The 10,270-nt window shown below is 64.6% G+C and carries 11 protein-coding genes and 1 pseudogene; 7 read left to right on the forward strand and 5 right to left on the reverse strand.

Annotation, left to right across the window (positions count from 1 at the left end; all coding sequences use genetic code 11):
- Positions 1-277 (forward strand): annotated as a pseudogene (locus tag JOZ00_RS14080) (hypothetical protein); the annotation flags it as partial.
- A gap of 48 nt (positions 278-325) precedes the next feature.
- Here the strand turns inward: JOZ00_RS14080 and JOZ00_RS14085 are convergent.
- Complete coding sequence (locus tag JOZ00_RS14085; protein ID WP_293344566.1) at positions 326-1,042, reverse strand: SDR family oxidoreductase; 717 nt, start codon at positions 1,040-1,042, stop codon at positions 326-328.
- Between the two features lie 70 nt (positions 1,043-1,112).
- Here JOZ00_RS14085 and JOZ00_RS14090 point away from each other — a divergent pair, with 70 nt between their 5' ends.
- The 3 genes from JOZ00_RS14090 to JOZ00_RS14100 all read left to right on the forward strand — a co-directional run bounded on the left by JOZ00_RS14090 (position 1,113) and on the right by JOZ00_RS14100 (position 4,103).
- Complete coding sequence (locus JOZ00_RS14090; protein ID WP_293344567.1) at positions 1,113-2,009, forward strand: LysR family transcriptional regulator; 897 nt, start codon at positions 1,113-1,115, stop codon at positions 2,007-2,009.
- A gap of 33 nt (positions 2,010-2,042) precedes the next feature.
- On the forward strand, positions 2,043-2,630 hold the full coding sequence (locus tag JOZ00_RS14095; RefSeq protein WP_293344568.1) for a TetR/AcrR family transcriptional regulator: 588 nt from the start codon (positions 2,043-2,045) through the stop codon (positions 2,628-2,630).
- Between the two features lie 171 nt (positions 2,631-2,801).
- Positions 2,802-4,103: an alpha/beta hydrolase gene (locus JOZ00_RS14100; protein WP_293344569.1), complete on the forward strand. Its 1,302-nt coding sequence runs from the start codon at positions 2,802-2,804 to the stop codon at positions 4,101-4,103.
- A gap of 300 nt (positions 4,104-4,403) precedes the next feature.
- Here JOZ00_RS14100 and JOZ00_RS14105 read toward each other — a convergent pair whose 3' ends face one another.
- Positions 4,404-4,583: a hypothetical protein gene (locus tag JOZ00_RS14105; RefSeq protein ID WP_293344570.1), complete on the reverse strand. Its 180-nt coding sequence runs from the start codon at positions 4,581-4,583 to the stop codon at positions 4,404-4,406.
- Positions 4,584-4,649: 66 nt separating this feature from the next.
- On the opposite strand from JOZ00_RS14105, the gene JOZ00_RS14110 reads away from it, so the two are divergent.
- From JOZ00_RS14110 to JOZ00_RS14120, 3 genes are all read left to right on the forward strand, one after another.
- Positions 4,650-6,221 (forward strand): GMC family oxidoreductase N-terminal domain-containing protein, encoded by a 1,572-nt coding sequence (locus JOZ00_RS14110; RefSeq protein ID WP_293344574.1) that lies wholly within the window; start codon positions 4,650-4,652, stop codon positions 6,219-6,221.
- Between the two features lie 98 nt (positions 6,222-6,319).
- Positions 6,320-7,126: an alpha/beta hydrolase gene (locus tag JOZ00_RS14115; RefSeq protein WP_293344571.1), complete on the forward strand. Its 807-nt coding sequence runs from the start codon at positions 6,320-6,322 to the stop codon at positions 7,124-7,126.
- A 272-nt stretch (positions 7,127-7,398) separates the two neighbouring features.
- The gene (locus JOZ00_RS14120; RefSeq protein ID WP_293344575.1) at positions 7,399-7,773 is read left to right on the forward strand and encodes a CGNR zinc finger domain-containing protein; all 375 of its coding nucleotides are present in this window, start codon (positions 7,399-7,401) and stop codon (positions 7,771-7,773) included.
- Here JOZ00_RS14120 and JOZ00_RS14125 read toward each other — a convergent pair.
- The 3 genes from JOZ00_RS14125 to JOZ00_RS14135 are packed head-to-tail and all read right to left on the reverse strand — an operon-like array spanning position 7,727 to position 10,230.
- Complete coding sequence (locus JOZ00_RS14125; RefSeq protein ID WP_293344572.1) at positions 7,727-8,545, reverse strand: enoyl-CoA hydratase-related protein; 819 nt, start codon at positions 8,543-8,545, stop codon at positions 7,727-7,729. The genes JOZ00_RS14120 and JOZ00_RS14125 overlap by 47 nt on opposite strands.
- Positions 8,542-9,564 carry a TIGR03617 family F420-dependent LLM class oxidoreductase gene (locus JOZ00_RS14130; protein ID WP_293344573.1) on the reverse strand — a complete coding sequence of 341 codons (1,023 nt, stop codon included), beginning with the start codon at positions 9,562-9,564 and terminating at the stop codon, positions 8,542-8,544. Before JOZ00_RS14130 ends, JOZ00_RS14125 begins: the two co-directional genes overlap by 4 nt.
- Entirely contained in the window at positions 9,565-10,230 is a 666-nt protein-coding gene (locus tag JOZ00_RS14135) for an LON peptidase substrate-binding domain-containing protein (RefSeq protein ID WP_293344576.1), read from the reverse strand.
- Positions 10,231-10,270: the final 40 nt, after the last annotated feature.

The raw sequence follows: 10,270 nt of genomic DNA on the forward strand, positions 1-10,270 counted from the left end.
GGCCACCAACGGCTACGGCATCCAGCGCGGCGCCAAACTGCACGACACCTTTGTCGAACTGATCAAAGAGGGCGCCGCGCGCGGCGAGGTGACCGCGGGCCACGATCCGGAAACCCTGGCCGACATCATCGTCGGCGCGCTGTCCGGCGGCATCCTCAATTGGACGGTCGATGGAACCTATTCGCTCACAACCAATCTGCACAACCTCGGCGTCGCGCTGGCCGAGCTGCTCACGGCTCCGGCAGCTCCGCCCAGTCGGTCGAGACGCTCGCGCTGAACTCACCGCTTCCTGCGATCCGCGGCGGGCGCAGACCACGACTGAAGGCTAGGTGAGGACGCTGCCGCCATCGACCTTGACGAGCGCTCCGGTGGAGTAGGTCTGCTCCATGCAGTACAGGTAGGCGCGCGCCACCTCGTCGGCCTCGGCGATCCTGCGTAGCGGGATACGTTCTGCCGCATCGGCGAACATTGAGTCGCGGTCCTGCTTGCCCATGTAGTCCCACAGCGGCGAGTGCACCACGCCGGGGGCGACAGCATTTACCCGCACCGGAGCTAGTTCGACCGCCAGGGCAGCGGTCAGTGCGTTCATCGCGCCGCACAAGCTCACCGGCAACACACCGAATTCTGGCTGCTCGGCGGCCGATCCGCTGGTCAGCGTGATCGAACCGTCTCGCGGCAGCCGTGGACCGACCACCCGCACCGTGCTGCACGCCCCGACAAAGCGAGTCTGATAGAAGGCCGTGATCACGTCGGGGGTCAGTCCGGCCAGCGCCACCGTCTGCAGCGGCTCGCCCGCGGTGTAGACCAGATGGTCGACGTGACCGACCTGTTCGGCCAGGCGCTCGATGGACGCCGGATCGGCAAGGTCGACCGTGGCGCCGACCGCGCCCGCGGGCAGCGAGCCCAGCGCGCGGTCGACGCTGGACGGGCGGCGGGAAGCGACGACCGGCGTGCCGCCGCGCTCGGCGACGGCAGCGGCCACCGCCAGGCCGATGCCCGACGTCCCCCCGATGATCAGGACACGTTTGTTTCGCAAACTCATGCATCCAGGGTCGAGCGGCCTCCTCCGCCAGTCCAACACCCTTTCTGTCCGACGGCTATACCCTCTCGGTATGGCCACCGCGGATTTGGACATGCGGAAGCTGCGGTATTTCATCGCCGTTGCCGAGGAACTCAACTTCGGCCGCGCCGCGGCCCGCCTACACATCGCCCAGCCCGTACTTTCGCGTCAAATTCGTGCACTCGAGCGGGAGTTGGGTGTGACGCTGTTGAACCGGACCACCCGCGGCGCGACACTTACCGCGGCCGGATCACGGTTACTCGACGACGGCCGATTTCTGCTCACCGAAGTGCAGGCACTGCGGCAACGGCTCTCCCAGGCCGAAGTCCCAGCCGTCGTGGTCACGGTCGGGGTGCTCCCCGGCCTCTTCGCGACCGTCGCCGCGCGGGCATTCGAGGCAGGTGATCCGGCGCGGCGCGCCGTGATCGTGCAGGTGACTTGGAGCGAGCAGGCAGAGGTCATTCGCCGCGGCGACGCGCAGGTGGTCTACGCTCGCTCGCCGTTCGATCTGTCTGGGCTGGCCACCGCGCCGCTGCTAGAGGAACCCCGTGACGTCGTGCTGCCGGCTGACGACCCGCTGGCGGAGCGTCCCTCGGTGACATTGGCGGACCTTGCTTCGCGGCGGCTCCTGCAGAACCCGGCATCCGTGCCCGAGTGGTATGCGCTTGCCAGCCCGGAGCGGCGCCGGGAGGCGGTGCAGTCCTCGGTCACCGGCGTGGAGCAGAAGCTCGAGTTGGTGGCCGCCCGCGCTGGTTTCGCGGTGCTTCCCCGGTCGACGGCCATGGCCTACCGGCGGCCAGACCTACGAGTAGTGCCAGCCGACGGCCTCGCCCCCAGCCAAGTGGTGCTGGCATGGGACGCCACGGTCCCGGATGCGGCTCGCGACGAATTCATCACCACGGCGCTGAAGTGTGCCGAACAGACGACCGATCCGGCCACACTAGCGTAAGATACCGATAGTTATATTACAAAGGTTGTTGTCATGAGATACCCGGCAGACCAGAAGGCGAAGGCGCGCGCCACGTTACTGCGTGCCGGCACCCGATCGATGAAGGTGGCCGGCTTCAACGGGATAGGAGTGGACAAGCTGGCCGCCGCGGCGGACGCGACGTCGGGGGCGTTCTACTCGAATTTCGCAAACAAGGAAGCAATGCTCGAGGCGATCGTTGACGCCAACGTCGGTGAGCCGTTCGTTTCCGACACAGCGTCCGGCACGAAGGCCGAACGAAGGACGAAACTCAAAACCTTTGTAGCGGAATACCTTAGCAGCTACCATGTGGACAACCCGGGCGATGGATGCGTGATGCCCACCCTCAGCGCCGACGTGGCGCGGGCGGGAGCGCCCACGCGCGAGGCGTACGAACATAAGATTTCCGTACTCGCGGCCCGGATAGCGGAGCTATTGGACGGCGCCGACCGCGACCGCCGGGCGTGGAGCATCGTCGCGCTGATGGTTGGCGCGGTGTCGATCTCGCGCGCGATGGCCGATCCAGCCACGCAGGCCGAGGTGATCGACGCCGCGAGCGAGACAACAGACGGGCTCATTTCACCTGGCAAGCGACGACGATGACTGAGCCCGCCTTCGCGGTCGACGAATCCACCAGCGGGGGCCGGGCGGTGTCGGGCCGGTTGCACGCCGGCTCGTAACTTAAAGTCGCCCGGGCTGCGCCGCGCCACTGAGGAGCGCTTTCCTTAGACTCCGATGCGATCGAGGTTTATCTTAAACCGGTTCTGCGCAAACATGATTCGCGTGATGATATCGCGGATTCACTCCCAGGGCCAGCTTCAAGCGTGGCCTTTTGAGTGCCGTACCAAAGTTGCCTCAGCCCAGATTTCGAAGGTCGGCATCAATCGCATTGCGGGCGACGATATTTCGACGCGCCTATCGACGGGCTGCACCATCACGTGCGCGCGGCATCCTCTGCGCCGAGTGCGGAAGCAGCATGCCGAGTCCCGATCACTGCTCGAAATTTCCTGCGGCATCAGCTTTTCAGCCTTGCGGTCTAATACCGAATCGGTCGCCTCGCCATACCTTATGGGCATCACAAACGGCCTAGCCAGAGAAAACCGATCGTTATATAGTGGTCGTTATTCAATGGGGTTGACGAAAGGAACATTTATGACAGGCGAGCAGGCGTTCGAACTGTCCAAGTTCTTCGCAGAGCTTGGCAAGCGAACCTCGAAACCCCACTTCGAGCTGGAGACAATCCGCGATGTCGCCGAGAACATCCATCTGGCGACGAAGGAACCCGAGGGTGTCACCTACGCAGAGGTCGATGCCGGTGGCGTGGATGCCCTGTGGTGCATCCCTGTCGGGAGTGACCCCGACGCAGTGCTGTTGCATACCCATATGGGTGGCAGCGTCCTGATGTCGATGCATTCCGATCGAAAAGCGGCGGCGCACATCGCGAAGGCGGCCGGCATGCCCTCGTTGGTACTGAACTTTCGCCGTTCGCCGGAGCATAAGTACCCCGCGCAGGTCGACGACGTGGACAGCGCCTACCACTGGCTGCTCGACCAGGGGTACAGAGCCGGGAAGATCGCCAGCGTTGGCCACTCGATCGGCGGCTATCTCGCGGTCGAACTTGCGTTGCGGCTACGCGACCGTGGTGAGGCGACGCCGGGCGCCGTGTTATCCATTTCGCCGTGGACCGATGTCACTCTCTCGGGGAAATCCATCGAGACCAATGCCGAGCGAGACAAGTTGCTCACTCGAGGATTGCTCGAGCTGTTCCGGTCGTGCTGGCTCGACGGAACTGGCGTGGAATTCACCGACCCGCGGGTGCACCTGCTCGGGGCCGACCTGTCCGCGCTACCACCCACCGCGGTGTACTACGGCGAGTACGAACTACTGGCGTCGGACGCCATCGCTTTCGCGCAAAAGGCGAAGGAGGCAGGCAATAACATCGTCATCAGGCAGGTGGACAAGGAGCAACATTCCTTCATCATGGGGGCCGGCCATGTTGACGAGGTCGACCGCACCATCGTCGAAATGGGCGGCTGGCTGCGCTCCACGCTTGGGCTCAAAACGCTAGTGGCCTAGCAGTTTGCAGCGGTCCGATTTGGCCAAGGCCACCGCCGAATTTCAGTTACCAATCTCGTTGTGCCCTCGGACGACCCGGCTGCACTTACCGATGAGGCGATGGCATTCGACGTGGAGAGCCCGCAGCCGGAGGGGTACCGGATAGGCGTGACTCTGTATCCCGCGGAGCGTCGATGGACAGCATTGCGGGCGAAGAGGGTTAGTGCAGCCGCACGCTGGCATAGATCGATACGAGGTAATTCGCCGATGGCGAGGGCGCTCGCGACCCGTGCGGACTCCAAGCGTTATGGGGAGTCGGCATCAACCCGATCTAGTGAATACGGGTGGGGTTAAACAGATGCCGCGAAACTCCATGAAGACACGATAACCCTGACCAACCGCGCAGACCTGCACCGTCTCGATACCAATAGCCATATCCGAGGCGCCAAAAACGGGACGACGCAAGCGATCGTGGCGAAACTCGTTCTCGGCCAAATCCATCGGATTAGGTTGAACTACAAGCGATTTCCAAGCGTGGATATAGATATCGACCGATTTATCAAGCAAATGAGTCAGGAGAGCTTCGTGAATGATGTGTGGGAGCAACAGTACGATTTCATCGTGTGCGGTGCCGGTTCGTCAGGGTCGGTGATTGCCGGTCGGCTGGCTGAAAACACCGATATCAAAGTCTTACTTCTGGAGGCCGGCGGGAACGACGACGTCCCCAACGTGACTGACCCAATGCAATGGCCATCCAACATTGGCAGCGAACGTGATTGGGGATTCATCTCTGATCCGGACCCGCGGATTCAAGGGCGGGGGATCCCATTTTCAATGGGCAAAGTGCTCGGCGGCGGATCCAGCATCAACCTGATGATCTGGGCGCGAGGACACCGCGACGACTGGGATCACTACGCTTCCGAATCCGACGAGCCGGCATGGGGATACGAGCCAGTTCTCGAACTTTACCGTCGAATCGAGGATTGGCACGGTATCGGCGAACCGAATCATCGGGGCAGGGGCGGGCCGGTGTTCGTACAACCGGCGCCCGATGCGCATCCGCTCGCCGCGGCGACGTTGGAAGCTGCCAGGGCATTGGGGATTCCCACTTACCAGAGTCCAAACGGTCCCCTTATGGAGGAGACCCGCGGCGCTGCCATTGTCGACCTGCGCTGGCGCGACGCTAAACGCCTATCGGTATTCCGCACCTACACCGCCCCGCATCAGCACCAGCCGAACCTGACCGTGGTGCCGCACGCACTGGTCACCCGCCTGCTCTTCGACGGCGACCGGGCCACCGGTGTCGAGGTCGTCCATGACGGCGCCGTTCATCGGATTGCCGCCGACGCTGAGATCGTCCTTTCACTTGGTGCGATTCACACGCCCAAGGTGCTCATGCAATCCGGCATCGGCGAAGCCGATGAGTTGCATCGAGTTGGCGTCGACGTTCGCCAGAACCTGCCTGGCGTGGGACGCAACCTTCAGGACCACTTCGGGTTCGACTGCGTGTGGGAATTCCCCCAAACCCTTCAGGGCAGCACTCAGGTCGGGGCGGCATTATTCTGGGACTCCGGGGCTGCCACTGTCCACGGTCCCGACCTGTTCGCATGCGTAGGGCCATTTCCGAAAGCCACCGCGGAAAACGCTGCGAAATTTGGCCTGCCTCAGAGTGGTTGGACCCTCTTCGGTTCACCTACCCATCCTCGCAGCCGGGGTCGGGTTCGCTTGTCGGGCAACAACCCGACCGACCCAGTCCGCATCGAAGCTAACGCGCTGGCGGACCCTGAAGACCTCAAGACCGCGATCTCCTGCATCGAAACGTTGCGCGAGATCGGCAACTCGGCCGAGCTTCGGCCCTTCGTCGCAAACGAGGTGATGCCGGGCAAGCTCAACGGTGCCGAACTCGAGACATACTTACGCAACGCGGTCACCACCTACTGGCACGAATGCGGTACAGCGAAGATGGGCCGCGATCCCATGTCCGTGGTCGACGGACGCCTGAAGGTCTACGGCATCGGCGGTTTGCGCATCGCGGATGCCTCGATAATGCCGCGCATCACTACCGCCAACACCATGGCACCTTGCGTCGTCATCGGCGAGCGCGCCGCACAATTCATCAAAGCCGAATATCGAATTTGATAGGCCCGTGCGATAGCTAGCCAATCCGATGCCGGGCAAGCAAACCTCCGCCCGGACAATCGGTTCGACAAGTCAACGGCTACGGAAGGCCATGCTTGATGACGTACCCCAACCGCCTACTGGAAGTGATCGATAAGGGACAAGCCAGAAAACTTCATCGATACCCGCTGCTTTTCGTTCACGGGGCATGGCATGCCGGATGGTGTTGGAATGAACACTTTCTCGACTTCTTCGCCAGCCGGGGATTCCGCGCCCTGGCGTTGAGCCTGCGCGGGCACGGCTCCAGCCCGCTCGAGAAACCGCTTCACACCTGCTCAATTTCCGATTACGTGACCGACGTGGCATCGATCGCAGAGAATCTTCCTGCACCTCCGGTGTTGGTGGGCCACTCTATGGGCGGTTTTCTCGTCCAGAAATACTTGGAGACCCACCATCTTCCCGCCGCGGTGCTTATCGCCTCTGCGCCCCCGCGAGGACAGCTACACTCTTTGTTGCGGTCGATCCGCCAACATCCCTACCGCTGCACCAGATTTGCGCTTACAGGGAATCCTGCTCACCTGTACGGGTCTACCGCAGGAGCGCGGGAGCTGTTGTTCGGTGGGAAGGCTCCCGATCGTCTTGTCGAAGCGGTCACGACACGACTCCAGCCCGAGAGCGCACGCGCCATGTTTTTCGACATGGTTGCCACCAACTTGGTTGACACCAGCAAAATAACCACCCCCATCCTAGTCATTGGCGGACAAGAGGATCGAGTCTATGCCACCAGTGACGTATGCCGCACCGCCAAGGCCTACGACACCGAACCAGTGTTACTCGCCGAGATGGGACACGAGCTCATGCTAGAACCGGCGTGGGCCACGGTCGCCAACACCATGACGTCCTGGCTAGGCAAGCAACGGCTATGACCCGACAACCGATGCCTTCTCAACGGTTCGGGCCATGCCAAAGCCAATTCGGAGTCGCGCCCGACGGCCTGCGGCTGGTTCAGGAATTTCTCAACACTGTCCCCAGCCGGGACCGCGACACCGATGCACTGGCCGACGTCAAACTGGCAGGAGACTGGTGCGCCGCCGCGGTGTCGCAGTGGGCCGCGTTCCGAAATACCGACGCCGGACCGCCACCACTAAAGGCGGACGACCTGCCGAAACTGCGGGACTTGCGCCACGGGATCGCGAAAATGGTCAGTGGAGGATCGCTCGATAGAAAACAGTTGAGTTGTGTCAACTCCGTCTACGCGGCCTTCGCGTTCTCCCACTCCGGTAGTTTCCGAATAAAGCCCACGGGGAGCGGTTGGCGTTGGTTGGCTTCTGCCCTCTTCATCGAGATCCACCTCAGTCAGCAGGACGACAGTTGGAGACGGATCAAGCAATGCCGCGAGCCCTCATGTGAGACAACGTTTTACGACCGCTCGAAGAACAACAGCGGGGCCTGGTGCAATGCGAAGACTTGCGGAAACGCCGCAAACCTGCGAGCGTCTCGAGCGCGGCGTCGCGCTGGCCGAGCTGCTACGGCTCCGGAAGCGCCGCCCAGTCGGCCGACACGCTCGCGCTGAACCGCGGGGGCCGCTCGTCGAAGAAGGCGGCCACACCCTCGGCCGCATCCGCTGTGCCCATCACCCGGTGATGCAGCTGCGTCTCCAGCGAGGCGACCTCGCGTGGAGTGTAGCCACGAATTGCGCTGTCCCACAACAGCCTTTTGCACAACGCCGCCGACATCGGCGCTACGTTGACCGCGATGTCGCGGGCCATCTCGAGCGCGTGGTCGAGTACCCGATCGGCGGGCAGCGCCCGGTTCGCGATCCCGAGCGCGGCGGCCTCGCTGCCGGTGAACGTCCGCCCGGTCAACAACACCTCGGCCGCCACCCCGAGGTTGGTCAGATGCGTCAGCGACCAGTGCGACATGCAGTCGGGGATCACGCCCCGGCGCACCTGCACCACACCGTATTTCGCGTCCTCGGCGACGATGCGGATGTCGGCCTGCAGCGCGATGGTCAACCCGATGCCCACGGCGTGACCGTTGACGGCGGCGATCACGGGTTTGCGCAACTCGAAGGCGGCCGGGTCGATCGGCGACGCGGAGAACGTGCCGTCGCCGGAGGGAGCGTCGAAAGGCGCAGCGCCGCCGGAGAAATCGGCCCCCGCGCAAAACGCCCGGCCCGCACCGGTGAGCACGATCGCGCGGACGTCGTCGTTCTCGTCGCAGTCCCGGTAGGCGCGGCCCAGCAGCGCGCCCATCTCGGCGGTGTAGGCGTTGAGGTGCTCGGGTCGATTGAGGGTGAGCACCGCGACGCCGGCGCTCACCTCGACCAGCAGGTCGGCGCTCATCGCAGGGCCGGGACCCGGTGCAGCGCGCCGATCAGGTCGGCGACGTCGGCGCTGCGCGGCGTGTAACCCGGGAAGTAGCAACACACCTCGCCGGCGTGATCGCCGAACCGCTCGGCGATCTGCTGCGCGCATTGCTCGGGCGTCCCCATGATCCCGATGCGGGCCACCATCTCCTCGGTGATCAGCGCTCGCATCTCGGCGAAGCGGGCCTGCTTGGACAGCGCATTGAGCTCGGGCTGGACATCCGCCCATCGTTCGACCTCGAGGACGGGCAGATACGCCGGGGTCGAGCCGTAGAACCCGATCAGCGAGGCGACCCCGTTGACCGCGGCCGCCAGGTCGGCCTCGTCGCGCCCGACGGCGACCATGGCCTGCACGATGATCTGGAAGTCGCCGACCGTCCGCCCGGAACGGCGCAGGCCCTCGTCGACCGCCGGCAGCGTGCGTTCGGCGAAGTGGCGGGCGCTGTTGAACGGCATCACCAGCAGCCCGTCGGCGACCTCCGCGGCCGTGCGCGTCATGACCGGCCCGAGCGCGCCCAGCAGCAACGGCGGCGGCCCGAACGGGTTGGGGCCGGGGTTGAAGTTGGGCGCCATGATGGTGTGCGTGTAGAACTCGCCCCGAAAATCCAGGCGGGACTGTCCTTCCCAGGCCGCGAAGATCGCCTTGATCGCGGCGACGGTCTCGGCCATGCGCGCCGCGGGGCGTTCCCACTTGCTGCCGTAACGCTTTTCGATGTGCACCTTGATCTGTGAACCGAGCCCGAGGCGAAACCGGCCGCCGCTGTAGGCCTGCAGATCCCATGCGGTGTGTGCCAGGTGCAGCGGGCTGCGGGGCGGGGCGATCGCCACGTTCGTCATCAGGTCCGCGCCGGTGCTGCCGGCCGCGAGGATCAGCGGGAAGAACACGTCGTGCTGGCCCTCGAAGGTGAACACCCCGTCGGCACCCGTCGCGGCGATCTCGACCGCGCTGGCGGCGGCCGCGGTCGGCGAACCGTCAATCTGCAGATGTACTTTCACTTAGTCGTTCGGTCCTCTACTCGACAGCTGGAACTCGACCATCTCGGCAACCGCCACCACCGCCTCGTCGAGCGCGGCCAGTCGATCGGCAGCCGACGGCGCCGCCAGCACGCTGTACTTGTCGGCCGCGCCGAGCGGGATGCGCGACGCCAGCGTGAGCAGACGCTGCCCGGCTTCCTCGGCACCGGTATCGCCGTAGCCCAGCAGCACGTCGCGGTCCGGCAGCGCCGCGTCACGCGCCTCGGCGATCCGGGCGAACAGCGCGATCACCTTGTCCTCGACGTCGCGGACCTGGGCCGGCGTCACCGGCTCGCCGGGCTCGTCGGGCCACGGGCGCACCGAGGCGCGCGGGTAGGGATCGTCGGGCAGCCACTCGCACACCCGGATTCGCTCACCGGTCCGGCAGGCCAGCGAGTACCGGTTCGCGCCGAGGTCGACGCATTCGGTGATCCGCGACAAAACGCCGACGTCGCAACGGGAATCGCCGCCGCCGACCTCGCGGCCCCGCGAGATCAGCACCACGCCGAACGGCTCGGCGCGCTCGACGCAGCGCTGCGCCAGCGCGACATAGCGCGGTTCGAAGATCCGCAACGGCAGGTCCTGGTCCGGCAGCAGGGCCACCTCCAGCGGGAACATCGCCAGCTCGATGGGCTCGGGGTCGGCCATCAGATCTCGAGCTCCCCGACGAGCGCGTCCACCACCGCGC

It is taken from the genome of Mycobacterium sp. (assembly GCF_019243155.1).
Taxonomy (GTDB): Bacteria; Actinomycetota; Actinomycetes; order Mycobacteriales; family Mycobacteriaceae; genus Mycobacterium.